12 protein-coding genes are annotated in these 19,436 nt (G+C 67.0%); 11 read left to right on the top strand and 1 reads right to left on the bottom strand.

The window, feature by feature from the left end; all coding sequences use genetic code 11:
- Positions 1-242: 242 nt before the first annotated feature.
- The 11 genes from JJ691_RS26165 to JJ691_RS26115 all read left to right on the top strand — a co-directional run bounded on the left by JJ691_RS26165 (position 243) and on the right by JJ691_RS26115 (position 18,566).
- On the top strand, positions 243-2,636 hold the full coding sequence (locus JJ691_RS26165) for a non-ribosomal peptide synthetase (protein ID WP_211762291.1): 2,394 nt from the start codon (positions 243-245) through the stop codon (positions 2,634-2,636).
- 3 nt (positions 2,637-2,639) lie between these two features.
- A complete protein-coding gene (locus JJ691_RS26160) occupies positions 2,640-3,443 on the top strand; it encodes a DUF6202 family protein (protein ID WP_211762290.1) in 804 nt (267 codons plus the stop codon).
- Positions 3,440-4,603, top strand: a complete 1,164-nt coding sequence (locus JJ691_RS26155) for a DUF6421 family protein (protein ID WP_211762289.1) — start codon at positions 3,440-3,442, stop codon at positions 4,601-4,603. The genes JJ691_RS26160 and JJ691_RS26155 overlap by 4 nt, the downstream gene beginning before the upstream one ends.
- A gap of 48 nt (positions 4,604-4,651) precedes the next feature.
- Positions 4,652-5,956, top strand: a complete 1,305-nt coding sequence (locus JJ691_RS26150; protein WP_211762288.1) for an aminotransferase family protein — start codon at positions 4,652-4,654, stop codon at positions 5,954-5,956.
- A gap of 61 nt (positions 5,957-6,017) precedes the next feature.
- Positions 6,018-6,623: an FkbM family methyltransferase gene (locus tag JJ691_RS26145; protein WP_211762287.1), complete on the top strand. Its 606-nt coding sequence runs from the start codon at positions 6,018-6,020 to the stop codon at positions 6,621-6,623.
- 1 nt (position 6,624) lies between these two features.
- A complete protein-coding gene (locus JJ691_RS26140; protein ID WP_211762286.1) occupies positions 6,625-9,861 on the top strand; it encodes a non-ribosomal peptide synthetase in 3,237 nt (1,078 codons plus the stop codon).
- Entirely contained in the window at positions 9,858-10,646 is a 789-nt protein-coding gene (locus JJ691_RS26135) for an FkbM family methyltransferase (RefSeq protein WP_211762285.1), read from the top strand. The genes JJ691_RS26140 and JJ691_RS26135 overlap by 4 nt, the downstream gene beginning before the upstream one ends.
- Positions 10,647-10,750: 104 nt before the next feature.
- The gene (locus JJ691_RS26130; RefSeq protein WP_256449305.1) at positions 10,751-12,079 is read left to right on the top strand and encodes an MFS transporter; all 1,329 of its coding nucleotides are present in this window, start codon (positions 10,751-10,753) and stop codon (positions 12,077-12,079) included.
- A gap of 39 nt (positions 12,080-12,118) precedes the next feature.
- Positions 12,119-16,666: a non-ribosomal peptide synthetase gene (locus tag JJ691_RS26125; RefSeq protein ID WP_211762283.1), complete on the top strand. Its 4,548-nt coding sequence runs from the start codon at positions 12,119-12,121 to the stop codon at positions 16,664-16,666.
- Positions 16,667-16,718: 52 nt separating this feature from the next.
- Positions 16,719-17,924, top strand: coding sequence for a cytochrome P450 (locus tag JJ691_RS26120; RefSeq protein ID WP_211762282.1), 1,206 nt, complete (start codon positions 16,719-16,721; stop codon positions 17,922-17,924).
- Between the two features lie 51 nt (positions 17,925-17,975).
- A complete protein-coding gene (locus tag JJ691_RS26115; protein ID WP_211762281.1) occupies positions 17,976-18,566 on the top strand; it encodes a DinB family protein in 591 nt (196 codons plus the stop codon).
- Here JJ691_RS26115 and JJ691_RS26110 read toward each other — a convergent pair.
- On the bottom strand, positions 18,515-19,288 hold the full coding sequence (locus JJ691_RS26110; protein ID WP_211762280.1) for a hypothetical protein: 774 nt from the start codon (positions 19,286-19,288) through the stop codon (positions 18,515-18,517). The two genes, JJ691_RS26115 and JJ691_RS26110, sit on opposite strands and share 52 nt — an antisense overlap.
- Positions 19,289-19,436: the final 148 nt, after the last annotated feature.

Raw genomic sequence — 19,436 nt, 5'->3', positions numbered from 1 at the left:
GCTGCGCGTTTCCCCGGCGGCGTGACCGCCCTCGAAATGGTTCGGCGTGGGCATCGCCCTGTGGGAGCCGGGTCGAGACTCCGTGCGCCGAACGCGTTCGCTTCCTCTGTGCAGGTTTGGCTGACTTGTTTCGTTCAGGCGCGCGGTCCTCTACGAGAGTCGGGCTTTCTGCTGCGCAGCGGAGTACTTCCGCGATGAATTCATCTGGCAGTGAGCCGTGCACTTAGCCAAAGGATGACGAAATGATCATCACTGAAGACGCCGCGAGCGTCGCCGTGCCATCGGCGCTCCCGGCCGGTGCGGTGTGCAATCGCGCAGGCAACTGTGTCAACGCGCACCGGACGCGTGCACTTGCCGCTGACCTGTCCGCTCAGATCGCCCCTGACGCGGACAGTTTTGTTGTTGCGGCCGCTCTGGTCCTCGCGAGCAAGTACTCCGGTGGAAGATCTTTCCGCATGGGTGTTCTCCGCAGCGGATCCATCTCGTCCATCACGGCTGAGATGCCGGCCGACCTGTCGCTTGAGCAGCATCGCGGCACCGTGGCCGTGGAACTCGCCAAGCTGTCTGACGCCACGAGCGCGCCCCATGACGCCAAATTCAACTACTCCTACGGCGAACCCGCCGGCCCAGCTGCGGGTGACCTGACGATCTCGAAAGTGAAGACGTCGACCGGCATCACGTTGCGCGCTGATTTCCATGAGCACGTGCACACCGCGGACTTCGTCGAGCGTCTGTTGTGCCATCTTGAGAACCTGCTGCGGATCGACGTCCTGCAGCCGGCCACGACGATCGGCGAAGCGCAACTGTTGTCCGCCGCCGAACGAGGTCAGTGGACAGCCATCAACGACACCCGCGCACCCTACCCGCGTGACGCTTCGATCTTCGAGCTCTTCGCCGGTGTGGCCATGCGGCGAGCTGAATGCGTCGCGGTGAGCCACGACGACGGGTCGCTCACCTACGTCCAGCTGCTGTCGCGGGCCGTCGAGGTGGCGAGTGCGCTGCTCGCCAGGGGGGTGCAACCCGGTGACCGCGTTGCGCTCCAGCTTCGCAAGTCACCGTCGATGATCGCGGCACTTCTCGGCGTACTGCGGCTCGGTGCGGTGTTTGTCCCGATCGACCTCGGGGTTCCCACCGCCCGGCGGGACCTGCTGGTCGACGACAGCGGCGCGGTCATCCTGCTGGTGGACGACCCGGCGGTGACGGCGCCCGTCCCGACTCTCGATATCAGCACACTCGAGCCGCCGCAGGCCGAGCTGCCCACTCTCGCCGTCCGACCGGAGGACGCCGCCTACGTGATGTACACGTCCGGCACGACAGGGCGGCCGAAGGGAGTTGTGGTCAGTCACCGCGCTGTGGTGAGGTTGGTCCGGAACACCGGCTACGTCGACCTGACGCCCGAGACCACCATCCTGCAGACGGGCGCGATCGCGTTCGACGCCACGACGTTCGAATTCTGGGGTGCACTGCTCAACGGTGGCGAGCTCGTGCTCCCGTCGGACCACACAGTGCTCGGCGCGGCGGAACTCGCCGCGGCGATCACGCGTCACGGGGTCAACACGCTCTTTCTCACCACGGCATTGTTCAACCAGTTGGTCGAGGAGGATGCGTCGGTTCTTGACGGCTGTCAGGTGCTCTTCGGCGGTGAGTTCGCGTCCGCGCGGCACGTCGCCACGGCGGTACAGGCCTGCCCTCGGAGCAGTTTCACGCACGTCTACGGCCCGACGGAGAACACGACCTTCTCGGTCGCGTACCGCGTCACCCACGCCCACGCCCACACCGAGCGTGTGCCGATCGGCAGGCCGATCGCGAACTCCACGGCCTGGGTGCTCGACCAGGACGGCAGTCCGCAACCGGTCGGTGTTCCGGGCGAGCTGCACGTCGGAGGAGACGGCCTGTGTACCGGCTACTTGAACCACTCGGAGCTCGATGCCGCCGCATTCACCGGAGCGGTGGGAAATCCTGGGCGCCTGTATCGCACCGGCGACATCGCGCTGCTCAACGCCGAAGGACAGCTGGAGTTCCTGGGTCGGCGGGATGATCAGGTGAAGGTGCGTGGCCATCGGGTGGAGCTCGGGGAGATCGAGCACCAGCTGGCCCGGCTGCCTGGCGTCCGAAGCGTGGTCGTGTTGGCGCGCAGGGACGAGGACGCGACCACGAGCCTGTGCGCGTTCTTTACCGCGGACAGCCGGTTGGACGTGCCGGCCATTCGCGCGGACTTGCACCTGGAGCTTCCCGACTACCTGGTTCCCGCGTACTTCCAGCAGGTCGACGAGTTGCCGTTGACCGTCAACCTGAAGGTCGACCGGCCCGCTCTGATGGCATGTTGGCCGACCTCGGGCGATTCGGCGGACGCACCGGGGGCCCAGCCTCTCCCACCCGTTGAGGCCGCCGTCGCGAAGATCTTCGCCGACGTGCTCGGTGTCCGCGTCGCGACCGCGGACGCGGACTTCTTCGATCTTGGCGGTAACTCCCTGCGGCTGATGCGACTGCGTAACCGCCTGCGTACCGAGCTCGGCGTGCAGGCTGCCATGAGCCAGATGTTCGGCGCCCCGACGGTGCGCGGTATCGCGGCCATCGTGGCGGAGGCACGAACCAGCGTGACTCTCCCGTCCACTTCCCCAACCCCAGCAAGGTAGTCGATGAGCACCTACACCATGTCGTTCGAGGACCGCATCACCCAGATCATCGCCGATGCGGGCCTGGTCCGCCCGGACAATCGGTTCTTCGCCGACGCCCGGTCCGTCGAGCGCGTGGAACCAGTCGCTGGACTGCGCATCGCGTTGCAGTGGCAGGCGATGACCCGCGCGTTCATGTTCACCACCGTCGCCAGCCTCGGTTTGCTGGCCCGCGAGTTCAGCACCGGTACCGAGCCCGACCGCGAGGTGCTGGGCGCATACCAGACCGCCTACCAGGTCATCGGTGATGACATGGCCAACCTCGCCCCCGAGTTCGCCGCGGTCTCGCCCAAGGGGGCGGACGGTGTGCACTACGTTTGGTGGGCGGACTCGATCGTCGCACCGCTCGCGAACGCTGTTTCGCCGGCCGAGGCCACGGCCGCGGCCGCTACGACCGACGGGGTTGCCGCACTGATCGCGAACATGCGGCGGCTCGCCGAGGAGCCGCTCGGTGCCGCTGTGCAACTGCGTGTGGTCGAGGCGATCGCGCTTGACATCGCCGTCGCTTTCCGCCGCGTCTACACCAAGGTCGACCTGGGGGACACCAAACTGTACGGAGATCCGGGCGCACTGGACTGGATCGACTCCCACATCAAGGCCGAGACCTCGCACGCCAGCTCGGTGAGTGACCATGAGACCGGCATGACCGCCATGGTGGTCACCGAGGATCAGCGAGCGGAGTTCGAGCGGCTGGCGCTGGAGTACACCGGAAACTGGGCCAGGGCGCTCAATGACTTCGACTCCGCACTGGTGGGTGCGCTCAGGTGAGCGCGCGAACGGCCACTACTCAGGCCGACCCCAGCGGGGCCGCTTCGTTCGACGTTGACCGGATCGTCGACGAGGTGAACCGGTTACGTGAGCGGGTGCACGGGCAACGGAGCGATTTCCGCGAGCCGGGTTTCCTCGCCGATCTCGCCGATCAGCTGGCCGGTTCACCCGCGCTCGCGGCGCGCCCGGTGGTGCGGGCGCTCGTCGACGACCTGAGGGAATTCACCCTGGGTGGGCGGCTGTCGCGAACGAAGGCGTTGGTCAACGCCTCAGCCGAGAACACCATCTTCGGGTTGTTCGATGCGTCTTACTTCCCGTCGTTGTCCTTGGAGTACCTGACTTATCGCACGCTGCACACCGACTCGCGCCTGGCCGAGCACTACCCGAGCCCGACTATGCCGGTCGTCATCGAACGGATGTCCACCGGGTTCGCCGCACGGACCGTGGTCGCACTTTTCCCGGAAAACCACCTCGACGGCTCGCAGGAGCCTGAGGACCTGGTCTTCTACTTCATCGACAAGTTCGTCGAACGGCACCTGCGGATCACCCGCAAGCTGCTCGCCGAGATCGTCGACCCTGAGGCGTTCCCGCTCGTCCGCGTCGCGGACGAGACCGCCCTGGAGGCGGCGTCGGCGTGGTGGGTGCACCTGCACGAGTACCACCATCGCCAGGGCGACATGCCGATTCCCGAGTACCTGCCGGCCAAGAAGTCGAAGGCGCTGGCAGGGCTGGAGGAGTTGCGCACGGACGTTTCGTCCATGCTGGCGTGCCTCGACGACGACCGACTCGACCCGCGGATGTCCGCGCTGGCCTACCAGTTCGTCCTCGCCGAGCGCCTGCTGCGGTACTCGGTTGAGGGGAAGGCTCGGCCGAACTACGACGCTGTCGCCTCCCAGCTGTTGTTCACCTATCTGATCGAAGCGGGTGGAATCGCGGTGATCGACGGCCGAATCCACCTCAGGCCGGAGCTGCCCGACGTGCTTCGCGCCTTCCTCAAGGAGATCACCGACGTCGAGCGTCTCGTCCACGCGCACCCGGTGGAACACGTGAAGGCCCAACTCCTCGCCCTTGCCAACCGGTACACCGACTTCGACGCCGAAACCGGGGACTACCGGCACATCCCGTTCTTCGCCGACGCCAAACGTCGCCTGGGCATCTGACCCGAGTCCGGCCGACCGGCGCGCCCACCACTACGCCAGGAGATCTGTATGAGCTCTGCAACGCCCACCAGCACCTTCTGGCGGCCGTGGACGCCGGTCGCCGCGGCGACCGACCCCGTGGTCATGGTCGAAGGGCGCGGCACTCGGGTACGGGACGCGGACGGAACCTGGTACGTGGACGGGATCTCCGGGATGATGAACGCCTCCTGCGGGCACGGCCACCCGCGCCTGCTGCAGGCCGCGGCCCGGCAGCTCGAACAGCTGGCGCACTTCGAACTGAGCGCGTTCACGCACCCCGCCGCGGAGGCACTGGCGGCCGGGCTCGCCCGGCTGCTCCCCGGCGACCTGGGGGAGACGTTCCTGGTCAACAGCGGTTCCGAAGCGACAGAGGCCGCGATGCGGATCGTGAGCCAGTACTGGCGCAACATGGGCGCCCCGCGCGACCGGGTGATCACCTTCCAGGCCGGCTACCACGGCTCGACCGCCTTGGCCCAGAAGCTGTCAGGGCTGCCGTCGAACGCCAGCGACTGGGCCGCACCGTTTCCCATCGACCACGTGCGGCTCCCGGTACCGCCACGCGAGCTGCGTTCGGCCGGGGGCGCGGAGGCCTTGGCCGGCGCGTTCGCCACGGCCCTCGCCGCCGGCCCACCCGCCGCGGCCGTGATGGTCGAGCCACTGCTCAACGTCGGCGGCGGCATCGTGTTGCCCGCGGGCTTCCTCACCGAGCTGCGGCGGTTGTGCGACCAGTACGGCACGCTGCTCGTCCTGGACGAGGTGTTCTGCGGATTCGGGCGCACCGGGCGGATGTTCGGGTTTGACCACGACGGAGTCACCCCGGACCTGGTGACCATGAGCAAGGGGATCAGCGGCGGGTACGTGCCGCTCGCGGCGGTGTCGACAACCCCCGAGATCAAGGGCTCCTTCCGCCACGAACCAATGATCGGCGGACTGCGCTACGGGCACACCACCAGTGGTCACGCTGTCGCTTGTGCCGTCGCCGCGGAGACACTCGAGGTCATCGCGGACGAGGGCCTCGTGGGCAACGCGAAAGTGCGCGGCAGCGAGCTCCTGTCGGGTCTACGGGAGCTGGAGGACCACCCGTCGGTGATCGACGTCCGCGGGCTGGGGCTGGTGGCCACGATCGAGGTGGACGAGCAGGAGACGGCGTCCGCCGTGGTCGCCGAGGCGCGCCGCGGCGGGCTGATCATCCGCTCCCAGGGCACCGCGATCATGGTCATGCCGCCGCTCATCACCACCGCCGCCGACGTGGCGGAGACCGTGCAGCTGATGGCGCAGGCATTGGCTCGTGTCACCTCGTCCGCGGATCACCGCCTCCACGCGGTTCATCAGTGACCTGGACACCGGAGCACCGGTGGCAGCAGTGGTTCCGAAACGTCCCGACAGGACAGTTGTGATGACTCCGTTGGTGGAGCTCGATTCGCCAGACTTCCCGCCGTTCAGCGAAACCCCGCTGTCGCCGCGAGCCAGGGGGTCAGCGTTGTTCTACGACGTCGATGTGCTGGTCGACGTTGGGGCCAACGGCGGCCAGCACACGGCGTGGGCACGTGAGTGCGGATTCGACGGCCGCGGCATCTCGTTCGAGCCGGCGCCCGAGCCGTTCCGCGCGCTCGCGGAGGCCGCCCGGCCGGACGATCGCTGGGAGTGCCACAACCTCGCTCTCGGCCCGGAGGACGGTGAGATCGACCTACACGTGTCCCGCAGTTCGCTCGGCACGTCGGTGTTCGAACCGAACGACAGCCATGCTCATGCGTGGCCCTCCGACGTCGTCGAGGACGTCGTGCGAGTGCCGATGCGCTCGCTGTGGCCCGAACTCGGCCGCGACCAACTCTTGCTGGTCAGCGTTTACCACAACGCTCCGGTCTTCGCGGACGTGCTGCCGTTCCTGGCCGAACGGGGATTCTCCGTGGTCGCCTCAGAACAGAACGGCGGTGACGACGACCAGACCGGGCAGATGCTCATGATCGACGGCATTTTCCGCAGGACACCGGAGGGCAGCTGAGTTGACTACCGGCCGATCGTCGCTCGACGAATTTCCGTTGCTGGTCCAGCAGCAGAACGCCACCGACCGTCCCGTGGACCCGGACCTGGTCATCACCGACCTGGTGGACGCGGCAGCCCTGCGTCATCCGGACCAACCCGCGCTGCGCACCTCCGACGGAGTGGCGGTCACGTATCGTGAGCTGCGCAACCAGAGCAAGCGCATGGCCGCGTGGCTTCGTGCCGCCGGGGTCGGACGTGGCGACGCCGTGGCCGTTCTGGCCGACCACGAGCCGCGGACGATCGCCGCCATCCTGGCGGTCGCGCGGTGCGGAGCCTTCTACGTTCCGCTGGACAGCCGGTGGCCGACCAGCCGCGGGGCCGGAGTCCTCGCCGCATTGCCGGTTGCCGCGCTGGTCGTTTCACCCGTGTATCAGGAGCTCGGCGAGGAGATTGCCCAGGCGGTCACGGGCCTGGACCAGGTGCTGATCATCGGAGAGTCCACGGAGGACACGGGCGGCACGGTGACCGAGCCGCCGGCGGCCGCACTGCCCACTGACCTCCTGTATGCCATCACCACGTCCGGCTCGACCGGAACACCCAAGGTGGTGGGTGTGCGGCACTCCAGCGTGGTGAACCTCGTGCATTGGTTCAACGAGCGTCACGGAGTGAGCCCGGGAGATCTGCTGCTGCAGGTCACCGCCTACACATTCGACCTGTCCGTCTACGACATCTTCGGGGTGCTGGCGGCCGGCGCGTGCCTGCTCCTGTTGCCAGATCGGCGGCTGGCGGAACCGGACGCCATCGCTGGCGCGCTGCTTGCGCACCCGGTCACCCTGTGGAACTCGGCTCCTTCGATGCTCATGTCAGTGCTGCCGTTGGTGCACGGCCGCACGGGTGGAGACCGGCGCAACCTGCGCCGGGTGTTCCTGAGCGGGGACTGGGTGCCGCTGAGCGCTCACGGTGCCCTGGCCGGCGAGTTCCCCGAGGCGACGCTGGTGGCGCTCGGAGGTCCGACCGAGACCACGGTCTGGACCAACGACTTCGTCGTGTCCGAAGTCGATCCGCGGTGGCCCAGCGTTCCCTACGGCCATCCGATCAGCAACGTCCGCTGCTACGTCCTGCGGGAGGACGGCACTCCCTGTGACGTCGGAGAGCAGGGCGAGCTCTACGTCGGTGGTGCCTGCGTCGCCGCGGGATATCTCAACGACCCGGAGCTGACCGCGGAGCGCTTTCTGCCCGATCCCTGGTCCCCGGAGCTGGACGGTCGCATGTACAGAACCGGCGACCGGGTGCGGTGGACGGCGGACGGCTGGATGGAGTTCCTGGGCCGGTTGGACAACCAGGCGAAAGTCGCCGGCTACCGGATCGAACTCGGCGAGATCGAGTACGCGGCGCGTTCGCTGCCCGGCGTCGACGAGGCGTTCGCCGTGGTCGTGGACGGGCAACGGAACCGGGAGCTGGGGCTGGTGGTGCGTGGCGACGCCCGGTTGACAGAAGCCGGGATCCGAGCCGGCCTCGTGGGCGAGCTGCCGTCGTACATGCTGCCGAGCGTCGTGGCTTTCCTCGAGCACGTGCCGTTGACGGCCTCTGGCAAGGCTGACCGCGCGGCACTGGGTGCATTGCTGGCGCGGGGGTCGAGCGGACTCGCGGACGGCGACGCTGCCATCGGACCGCTGTCCGACGCGGCGGAGATGGCGCGGTTGTGGACACGGGTTCTGGGGCGTGCGGTCGGGGTGCACGACCACTTCCTCGAAGCCGGCGGTACCTCTCTGGTGGCCATGCAGCTCATCGGAGCCATGCACAAGGACTACGGCGTTCGCGTGTCCACCGAGTCCCTGTACCGGGCGGGGACTCCGAGCGCGCTGGCCGCTGAGGTTCTCGGACTGACCAACGGGCACGGCACGGATCCGTCCTGGCAGCAGACCGCCGCCGGAGCTCGGGTGCCGCTCTCGGTCCAGCAGCAGGTGATCCTGTTCCTCGAGACGCTGGCGCCGGGCACGGTGGGGTACAACTCCATCGCACAGGTCCGCGTCGGCGGCCCCTTGGACCCCGACCGGCTCCGCGCGGCATTGGGCGCGGTCGTCGCCCGGCACCCCGTGTTGCGGACGAGGTTCGTCGAGAACGTCGCCGACGGCGTCGAGGAGCAGAGGGTCCGCCAGGACGTCGTGGTCGCCCTCGACGTGCTGGACCTGACGGCGGACGACGCCACGACCACCGCTCAGGTGGTACGGCGGGCCGGCAGGCACGTCTTCGACCTGGCCGTCGAGCCCGGTATCCGGTGGCTGCTGGTCCGGGAAGCCGCGGACCGGCACATCCTGGTCCAGGTCGAGCACCACTTCGTGCACGACGGCTGGTCGATGTGGGTGCTGTTGCAGGACACGGCCACGGCGTATCGGCAGTTGACCGCTGGCGAGCCGGTTGACCTTGGCTCCGATCGCGTGTCCTATGCGGACTACACGCGGTGGCAGCAGGAGTGGTCGCACAGCGAGCAGGCGGAGCGGCAGGTCGAGCACTGGCTCCGCGAGATCGGCCCACCCGCCGAGCCCTTGCACTGGCCGTTCGAGGAGCGCAGGCCTCCAGTCTTCCCACACCAGGGGGACACCTGCGACATTCGGTTGCCGGCAGAGCTGGATGCCCTCGTGCACGAGTTCGCGAACTCGGTACGGGCCACGCCTTTCGCAGTGCTGATGGCGGCCTACGCCGTGCTGGTCGGCGAGGTCTGCCGGAACGACACCCCGGTCATCGGCGGTGGACTCCGCAATCGGCGGCTGCCCGGAATCGACCGAACCGTGGGCATGTTCGTCAACACCTGCGCCTTCTCTTACGCGAGCTGGCGATCCCGCACCTTCACCGAGCTGGTGCGATCGACCACGTCCCGCCTGGCTGCGGCGATGGACCACCAGGAGGTTCCTTTCCCCCTGATCACCCAAAATCTGCCGACATCGCGTGACCGATCCCGCAACCCAGTGTTCCAGACCAGCATCTCGATGAACGACTGGCCGGACACCTGCATGGACTACGGACCGGGCACGACGGTGGAGGTGTCGTTTCCGAGCAACGGCGGGGCGAAGTTCGACCTGGACGTCATCGTCCTGCCCGAGCCGGACGGCACCCGGATGTTGTGGCGCTACAGCACACCCCTGTTCACCGCAGCCGACGCGGAAGACCTCGTGGCGCGGTACTTCGCGCTGGTGGCGGACCTCGTGGCGGCGCCGGACGCGCGACTCGGCGCCCGATTCGAGCAGGTGGCTTCGTGACCTCCCTGCGCATGTTGCCCAACGGGCTCAACGTGATCCAGGTCAACCAGGCCGAAACCGACTACCTCTACCACGAGATCTTCACCGATGCGGTGTACCTGCCACCCGGTGGAGTCACGCTGCCCAAGCGCCCCGTGGTGGTCGATGTGGGCGCGAACATCGGCCTGTTCACGCTCTTCGCGGCGCGCGAGTGGCCCGGCGCGCTCGTGCACGCGTTCGAGCCGGTGCCGGAGGTGTTCGACGTGCTGCGGGACAACATCCGCGCTCTGCCCGGGGCCACGGCTCACAACGTCGCGCTGGGCGGCTCGGTGGGAAGGCGCGAGCTGACGTACTACCCCGGCTACACGATGATGTCCGGTTTCGATCCCGACGACGAAGCCAACCTGGAGCTCGTGCGCGCACACGTCGCGAACACCGCCGGTCCCGAGCGCCGCGCCGCGGTCTTGGACGCGGTGGACGCCGTGCTGGCGGAGCGTCTGGTGGGGCACAACGTCGCCTGCGAGGTCACCACGCTTACCCGGTTCGTCGCGGACTTCGCCATCGAGCGCATCGACTTCCTCAAGGTCGACGTGGAGGGCGCGGAAGTCGAAGTGCTGCAGGGCATCGACGGCGACACCTGGCGCAAGATCGGCTTTCTGGTTGTGGAGGTGCTCGATCGCGACGGTGAGCTCGCCGCCGTTCGCCGCATTCTTCGTGAGAGCGGGTTCACCTCGAAAGCGCATCAGGACGCCGCGTACCGCGGTACCGGTCTACATCTGGTTCACGCCCGGCCGGCCGGGCTGTGACGGCATGATGAATTAAACGCGCGGAGAAAGCGGCCGAGTGGAGCAGCGGTCACCCGCTCGGGCCTTTAAGGAGGGGCTGGACTTGGAGTCAACACTGCGGCAGGATGTCTCGTGTGAGTAATGTAGGCGCAAAGGCGTCCGAATCGCACAGCGACAATTCCGAGCGGCGTCGGAGCAAGTCTCTTTGGCGCGACAGGAATTTTATGCTGCTGTGGGCAGGGCAGTCGATCAGCGACATCGGGTCAGCAGTCACTCAGCTGGCGTTGCCGATGGTCGCGGTGCTCGTGCTGAATGCGTCGACACTGGAGGTCGGCCTGTTGTCGGCGATGACGACGCTACCGAACCTCCTGGTGTCATTGCACGCGGGATCGCTCGTCGACCAGCTGCCGAAGCGAAAGATGATGTTGCTGTGCGACATCGGCCGGTTCGTGCTTCTCGCCTCGATACCGATTACCACCATTCCAGGCCTGGGATTGCGCCTCACTTATCCCCACCTGATGGTGGTGGCGTTGCTGACAGGTGTTCTGACGGTGTTCTTCATGATCGCCTACCAGAGCTATCTGCCGATCCTCCTCAATCGCGACGAGCTGCTCGACGGAAACGGAAAGCTGGGGGCCACGCAGTCGTTCGCCCAATCAGCGGGCCCAGCCATCGCGGGCGCGCTGGTCGGCCTGGTCGGTGTGATCCGCTCGATCGTGATCGACGTGGCGTCCTTCGCGGTGTCGGCGGTCTCGCTGTTCCTGATCCGCGAGCAGGAGCCTCCGATCGAGCCTCGGCCGGCCGGGCACAAGATGCGGCACGACATCCTCGAAGGTCTTCGCTTCGTGGTGAAGCACCCGGTGCTGCGCAAGGTCGTAGCTTGCACCGGCACATCGAACTTCTTCTCCTCGCTGGGTTTCGCCGTGGAGATGGTCTTCCTGCTTCGCATCCTGAACGTCGCGCCCGCTCTTGTCGGCCTGATCTTCTCGGTGTCGGCGGTCGGGGGCATAGTGGGCGGCGCGCTGGCGGGCCGCATGTCCAAGCGCGTCGGCAGCGCCAGGATCATCTGGTTCTCGATCCTCGTCCTGGGCCTTCCGTCCCTCCTGATGCCGTTGGCACAGCCCGGTTTCGGCGTTCTCCTGTACGTGGTGGGCCTGTTCTTCTTCATGACCATGGCCGTCATGTACAACGTCGCACAGGTCACCTACCGCCAGGTCATCACGCCGCCGGCACTGCTCGGCCGGATGAACGCCAGCGTCCGGTTTATCGTCGCCGGCACCTCGCCGCTCGGCGCGGCGCTGGGCGGCGTCCTCGGCACGGCGATCGGTGTCCGGCCGACGCTCTGGATCGCCTTCGTTGGGGCGTGGCTGGCCGGACTGTGGGTCTTCTTCTCACCGCTGCGGAAGATGCGCGACTTCGACGACACCCGCGACAACGCCGAGCAGAGCGCATAGCCGCGAAACAGACAGTTCAGCGATTCTGGGGGATCTCGCATGGCTCACCTGTCCTACGCCCAACGCCGGATGTGGTTCTTCGACCAGACGAACGGGCCATCGTCGACCTACAACGTCGCGCGCGTCTTCCACATCTCTGGACCACTGGATCGCGATGCGCTGGCCGCGGCGCTGACCGACGTGGTCGAGCGTCACGACGTGCTGCGCACGATCTACCCGCTGATCGGCGACGACGTCACGCAATTGGTCGTCGACGCGGGCTCGCCCGAGAACCTCTTGCACCGCCGGAGCATCGCTGGACCAGAGCTCGCCGAAGCGATGGACGCGGAAGTGAGCCGTCCGTTCGACCTGATCAACGACATCCCGATCCGGGCGACGCTGTTCGAGCTCGAGAACGGTGAGCACCGGCTGCTGCTGGTGTTCCACCACATCGCGATAGACGACTGGTCGTACCGGCTGCTGCTGCGCGACCTGACCACCGCCTACACCTCGCGGCTGGCGGGGGAGCGCCCGCCGTTCGAGCCCCTGGAGATGCGGTACTCCGACTACGTTCTGTGGCAGCAGGAGATCCTGGAGGCTGCCGGGGGCGGTGACGATGAGGTCCCGGCGGCCCAACTGGAGTTCTGGCGCCGGCACCTGGCGGGATTGCCCGAGGAGCTCGAACTGCCGTACGACCGGCCTCGGCCAGACGTCGCCGCTCACGTCGGAGGCACCGTCGAGGTCCACATCGACTCCGCGACGCACGAACGGCTCGTCGCACTGGCCGCGGCAACGAACTCCACGGCGTTCGTCGTGTGCCAGGCCGCCCTTGCAGCGTGGTTGTCCTTTGCCGGGGCCGGTACCGACATCCCGTTGGGCATGGCGTACGCCGGTCGTGACGACGCATCCCTCGAGGAAATGGTCGGGATGTTCATCAACACGCTGGTGCTGCGTATCGACCTGGCTGGAGACCCGACCTTCGCCGAGCTGGTGCGACGGACCCGGAGCACGGTCCTGGACGCGTTCGACCACAGCACCGTCCCGTTCGACCAGGTGGTGGAAGCGGTCAACCCGCCCCGTTCCTCCAACCGCAACCCGCTGTTCCAGGTGATGTCCAACTGGCAGGAGGACATGGGGGGCGACGGCGGGCTTCGCCTCGACGGCACTCGAGTGGAGGCTTTGCAGACCAGGAACAGCAAGGCGAAGTTCGATCTCTCCGTCTACCTCGTCGAGCGGAAGAACGGCGGTGTTCCCGCCGGCATCGACGTCATCCTCGGCTACGACATGGGCCTGTTCGACCGGGAGACGGCCCAGTCGATGGCGGGCTGGCTCGCCACCGTTCTCGACGAGGTCTCCACCGATCCCGGCCAACGTCTGTCGGAGATCGACTTCCTCGTGCGGGCCGAGCGGGAACTCGTGCTCCGGATGTGGAACGACACCGCGGCCGGACCCGCCACGAAGGACCTTCCCGGCCTGTTCACCGACCAGGTCCGGCGGAGCCCGGACGCGGTGGCGGTCGAGTCCCCGGACGACGTGATCACCTACGCGGAGCTGAACGCCAGGGCGAACCGGCTCGCGCATCTGCTGATCCGGCACGGAGCGGGACCTGAGTCGTGTGTCGCTGTGGTGGTTCCCCGGACGACAGCGTTGCTCGCGATGCTGGCGGTGCTGAAGGCGGGCGCGACCTTCCTGCCCATCGACCCCGACTACCCCGCGGATCGGATCTCCTACATCCTCGACGACGCCGATCCCGCCCTCGTCCTGACGACCGCGACGCCGGACCTCGATCTGGGGGATCGCCGGCCACTGATCCTGGACGGGCGGGATGTCACCGCGGCACTCGCGGACTGTCCCGAAACCGACCCCGGCGCGAGTGACAGGCCGGCCCCGCTCGAGCCGGATTCTCCGGCCTACGTCGTGTACACGTCGGGATCGACCGGGCGCCCCAAGGGCGTTGTCGTCACGGCCAGGGTGCTGATCAACCTCCTGACCTGGCAGATGGCGACGATGGGCGCGGCGCCGGGAACCAGGGTGTCGCAGTTCAGCGCCATCAGTTTCGACGCGTTCGAGCAGGAGATCCTCGCCGCGCTGTTCACCGGGCAAACCGTGGTGGTGCCGTCAGAGGACATCAGGCGTGACCCGAACGCGTTGGCCAGGTGGCTGGAACAACGGAACATCAACGAGTTTCTCGCCCCTGACATCGTGGTACGAGCCACGCTCGAAGCGGCGACCGAGCAGAACCTCCGGCTGGACCAGCTGCGCACCGTGATCCAGGGCGGCGAGCCGTTCCAGTTGACCGGCCACATGCGCGAGTTCCACCGGCAGCGACCCGCGATCACCGTGTTCAACCACTACGGGCCGTCCGAAACCCATGTGATCACCGGGGTGACCCTGCCCGGCGACCCCGATCTGTGGCCGACCGTCGCGCCCATCGGGAAACCGATCTGGAATTGCCAGACCTACGTCCTCGACGCGAGGTTGCGGCCGCTCCCGGTCGGTGTCGCCGGAGAGCTCTACCTGGCGGGGGCGGGCCTGGCTCGCGGGTACATCCGCCGTCCCGGTCTCACCGCGGAACGGTTCGTGGCCAACCCGTTCGGAGCCCCCGGAGAGCGGATGTACCGCACGGGTGACGTCGTCCGGTGGAACCGCCAGGGCGAGCTCGTGTTCGTCGGCCGCACCGACGACCAGGTCAAGATCAACGGCATTCGCGTCGAGCTGGGCGAGATCAACTCCGTGCTCCGTGGGCATCCGCTGGTCGCCCAGGCGGCCACGGTCCTCCGCCAGAACAGCTCAGGCGACAAACAGCTCGTCTCCTACGTCGTTCCCGCCACGTCCGCTCGGCCTGAACCGGCCGACCTGCGACGGCACGCGGCGCAACTGCTTCCGGCGGCGGTCGTCCCGTCCGCGTTCGTCGCGATTGAAGCGCTACCGCTGAACTCGAACGGCAAACTGGACCGGCAGGCTTTGCCCGCTCCCGACGTCTCCGCACTGGCGCGCGCCGGTGGCCGTCCACCACGCTCACCGATGGAGAAGGCGTTGTGCCAGATCTTCGGCGAGGTGCTCGGAGTGCCGTCGGTCGGAGCCGACAACAACTTCTTCGACATGGGCGGGCACTCCATGCTCGTCATCCGTTTGCTGAAGCGCGTGCACGCCGAGCTGGGTGTCGAACTGAACGTCCGGACGGTTTTCGAGCACCCGACGGTCGCGGCGCTGGCCGCGGCGGCCGAGACGATGGACGGACCAGCGCGAGTCGCTCTGTCGCCCGCACCGCGGCCGGACCACGTGCCACTCTCGTTCGCACAGCGGCGACTGTGGTTCATCGATCAACTCGAGGGACCGAGCTCGCAGTACAACCTCGCCCTGGTCAAGTGGCGGATCACTGGCGACCTGAACCTGGACGCGCTGGAAGCGGCACTCACCGATCTGGTCGCGCGGCACGAGAGCCTGCGCACGGTGTTCCCCGATGTCAACGGCCGGCCGTTCCAGCGGATCCTTCCCGCTGAGGAAGTGACCGTGCGCCTGGAACGGGAGCAGGGCGAACCTGGTGATCTGGCCGAATGGACGTCCCAGGTGTGCCGGCACGAGTTCGACCTGGCGAACGAACTGCTGGTGCGTGCGGAGGTGCTGTCGCTGGCGACTGACGAACACGCGTTCCTGTTGGTGGCACACCACATCGTCGCCGATGGCTGGTCGGTCGCCCCGCTGTGCCGGGACCTGGCCACCGCCTACGTCGCTCGAACGCAGGGCCGGGCACCGGAGTTCGTGCCGCTGCCCGTGCAGTACGCCGACTTCACCTTGTGGCAGCACGAGGTGCTAGGGCAGGAGGACGATCCCACCAGCGTCGTCGCCGAGCAGGCCGCGGTCTGGCAGCGAACTCTCACCGGCGTCCCCGACGTGGTCAGCCTGCCGAGCGGCCGCTCCCGCCCGAAGACCGTCAGCGCACGCGGTGCGTCGGCTGACTTTCTCGTCGAGCCTGCTCTGTACGACCGGATCCGGTCGCTCGCCCGGACCGCGAACGCGACACCGTTCATGGTGCTGCATGCGGCCCTGGCGGCACTGCTGACGCGGCTGGGAGCCGGATCGGACATCGTTCTGGGTGCAGCCGTCGCCGGCAGGCCCGATGCCCAGCTGGACGACCTGATCGGCTGCTTCGTCAACACGATCGTGCTGCGCACCGATACATCGGGTGACCCCACGTTCCGGGAACTCCTGGCCCGGACCCAGGATGCCAACCTCCTGGCGTTCCAGAACCAGGACCTGCCGTTCGAGCACCTCGTGCGCATGCTCAAGCCCGCCCGCTCCCGCTCGCACCACCCCCTGTTCCAAATCATGATCACCATGCAGACCGGTGGACACGGGTCCGGGTTGCCCGGCCTCGACGTCGACGAGCTCGCAAACACCACGGCGTCGACATCGATGTTCGACCTGAGCATCGGGTTCGCGGAGTTGGCGAGCGGATCCCTGCACGGGAAGATCCAGTACGCGACGGATCTGTTCGACAGGTCGGTGATCGACGAGTTCACCGACGGCCTGATGGCACTCCTGGAGCGAGTTGTCTCGCAGCCGGACTTGCCCCTCGGCGCCACTCACGTTGCGGCTGGCAGATAGAGGACTTCCTGCCAACAAGCCTTGCATGCAACGTTTGTTCGGAGGTTCCCCAATGGCAACACTCGAGATCGCTGACTTGGACCTGACAGACCCGAAGCTCTTCCACGATCACGATCTGCACGAGATCTGGCGGTGGTTGCACAGTGGACCGCGCGTGCTGTGGCAACCGCCGAAATGCCCACGGGCGGGGTTCTGGGTCGTGGCGAAGTACGCCGATGTGAACGCGGTCTACCAGGACGGCCTTCGTTTCACCTCCACCAAGGGGAACGTGCTGTCCACTCTGTTGCGCGGCCACGACTCAGCCAGCGGAAAGATGCTGGCCGTGGTGGACGGCGAGCGTCATCGGGCTGTCCGTAGACTGATGGTGAAGTCATTCACTCCTAGGGCGCTCGCGCCGGTGCTCGACAAAGTCAAACGCCGAGCACACCGAGTGGTCGGGAAAGCGGTGGAGATGGGCGAGGTCGATTTCGCCACCGAGGTCGCGTATGAAATCTCGATCAACATCATCGGCGATCTGATGGACGTGCCGGACCGCGACCGTGAACAGCTGGCGAGCTGGAACACGCTCGCGCTGGCACGAGCCGAGGAGGACGACAGCGAACTGGACGAGATCGTCGTGCGCAACGAGATCCTGATGTACTTCTCGGATCTGGTCGCGCAAAGGCGTCGTGCGCCCGGCGACGACATAATCAGCACACTTGTCACCGGCACGGTCGGCGGGGAGCCGCTCAGTGAAGAAGAGATCGTCCTCAACTGCTACAGCCTCCTCCTGTCCGACCAGTCCACCCGGATGACCTCCGTCGGCGGCGCGCTCGCGCTGGCGCAGCACCCGGCGCAGTGGCGAGCGCTGAAGGAGGGCGCGGCCGGGATCGACACGGCGACCGACGAGATCCTGCGGTGGACGACTCCGTCGATGCATTTCGGGCGGAACGTCGTCGCCGACGCCGTGATCGGCGGCCAGCCCGTTGCCATCAACGACGTCGTCACCCTGTGGAACGCGGCGGCCAACATGGACGAGGACGCGTTCCCGAACGCCACGGTGTTCGACCTCGGCAGGAAACCGAACAGGCACATCACCTTCGGGTTCGGTCCGCACCTGTGCCTCGGCGCGTTCCTGGGACGTGCGCACCTTGGCGCGGTGCTGAGTTCGATGCGGGAGCTGGTGACCAGGATCGAGGTGCCCGTACCGCCGACGCGTCTCTATTCCAACGCCGTCTCCGGCTACACGAGCGCACCGATGCGTCTTGTGGGCAGCTGACCGAACTGCCCTGTCCGAAGGCGCGCAGGACGCAGTGGGATACTAGGAGCCATGATCGATGAGTTCGCAAAGGAATACCTGCACGGTGACCTCCGCGAGGCGAGGGAGGCGGTTGTCTGGAAACTCGACGGACTCAGCGAGTATGACGTGCGCCGTCCGCTGACGCCCACCGGAACGAACCTGCTGGGGCTGGTCAAACACCTGACGAGGACCGAGGCACGATACTTCGGCGACGTGTTCGGCCGGCCGTTCCCGGAACCGGTGCCCGGTCACGGTGACGACGCCGAGCTGGACGCGGACAAGTGGGTTACCGCGGGCGAGTCTCGTGACGAGATTATCGACCGCTATCTGCGCGTGAGCGCGCACTCGGACGAAACAATAAACGGACTGCCCGTCGACGCCCTTGGTCACGTCGCGCACTGGCCCCGCCCTGACGTCAAACTGTTCAACATCTTGGTGCACGTCCTCACCGAGACCACCCGCCATGCCGGCCACATGGACATCCTGCGCGAGACCCTGGACGGCGCAGTGGGGACGGACCTGGCGACCGCGAAGTACCTCGACCGCGGAGCCGACTACTGGGAAGCCCACTACGTCAAGGTCGAGGAGGCAGCCAAGCCGTTCAGCGCAATCAGCCCCTGAGGCGTACGGCTGCGGCGGTCTCCAGGATCATGTGCATCGATGGCGCACGTGGCGATGAGCCCGGGTGACCTTCTGTGGCCCGCACCAGTAGACGAACGAATCTTGTCCGTCCGCCTTGAGTAATACGACGGCACATGCGGCAGTTGCGGCGTGGTCCTCAGCGCCAACAGGGCGGACTCTAGATACGAGCATCCGCCCTGTTGGTAGTCTACGCGGAGCGCTTCGTTGATGAGTCGCGCGGCTTCGCTCGATGACGGCGGCTTTGGCTCGGGTGGCTTCTTCTTTGGCTGCTTGGCGGTGCTCGCGGGGTTGGTGTCGGTCCAGCCCCAACGCACGGCGGCGGTCATGGTGCCGCTGATGATGGTGTGGATCTGGCGCACGGTGGCCGCCGCCAACGGCCGGCAGACGTGTGCCTTGCGTTCCTTCTCGGCACAGTCATGGCGATCGGTGGTCTTGTGCGTGATGAAAGGCCTGCCGTCACAGCGAACGCGGCAGCGGCGGAGGTCCGCGTAGAACTCCGCCAAGACACGAGCGCTGACTTTGCGGATGGGCGTCAAGCCGAGTGCCGGCACGATGGTGCGGTCGATGTAGCCGACGTAGGTGTTGCGGGTGGTGTCCTCGATCTCGTTGACGCGCATCCATTCGCTGATGGCGTAGGAGAGGTTCACGGACGATTGTGTGGTGCGTTGCGCGTCGACTTGGGCGAGCAGCTTGGTAAGCACCCTATCGGCGCGCTTCTGGGCCGCTTTGTCGGTTCCCTGAACGGTTCACAGGGGTACATGTCTGCCGGTGACGGGGTTCAGACCGGCCTAGACGGAGATCCGGAGGGCGTTGCCTCGTTACTCGATTCCCCCGCGCTGGCGGCCATCC

The sequence above is a fragment of the Kutzneria sp. CA-103260 genome (assembly GCF_018263855.1).
Classification (GTDB): domain Bacteria; phylum Actinomycetota; class Actinomycetes; order Mycobacteriales; family Pseudonocardiaceae; genus Kutzneria.
Note: the sequence above shows the minus strand (reverse complement) of the source record. Positions and strands in the feature narration are given on the sequence as shown.

What these genes read in the sequence shown, in the direction of transcription:
- JJ691_RS26130 (WP_256449305.1), top strand. Translation starts at nt 10,751, where the DNA reads ATGTCTCGTGTGAGTAATGTAGGCGCAAAGGCGTCCGAATCGCACAGC.
- JJ691_RS26125 (WP_211762283.1), top strand. Translation starts at nt 12,119, where the DNA reads ATGGCTCACCTGTCCTACGCCCAACGCCGGATGTGGTTCTTCGACCAG.
- JJ691_RS26145 (WP_211762287.1), top strand. Translation starts at nt 6,018, where the DNA reads ATGACTCCGTTGGTGGAGCTCGATTCGCCAGACTTCCCGCCGTTCAGC.
- JJ691_RS26115 (WP_211762281.1), top strand. Translation starts at nt 17,976, where the DNA reads ATGATCGATGAGTTCGCAAAGGAATACCTGCACGGTGACCTCCGCGAG.
- JJ691_RS26160 (WP_211762290.1), top strand. Translation starts at nt 2,640, where the DNA reads ATGAGCACCTACACCATGTCGTTCGAGGACCGCATCACCCAGATCATC.
- JJ691_RS26120 (WP_211762282.1), top strand. Translation starts at nt 16,719, where the DNA reads ATGGCAACACTCGAGATCGCTGACTTGGACCTGACAGACCCGAAGCTC.
- JJ691_RS26165 (WP_211762291.1), top strand. Translation starts at nt 243, where the DNA reads ATGATCATCACTGAAGACGCCGCGAGCGTCGCCGTGCCATCGGCGCTC.
- JJ691_RS26150 (WP_211762288.1), top strand. Translation starts at nt 4,652, where the DNA reads ATGAGCTCTGCAACGCCCACCAGCACCTTCTGGCGGCCGTGGACGCCG.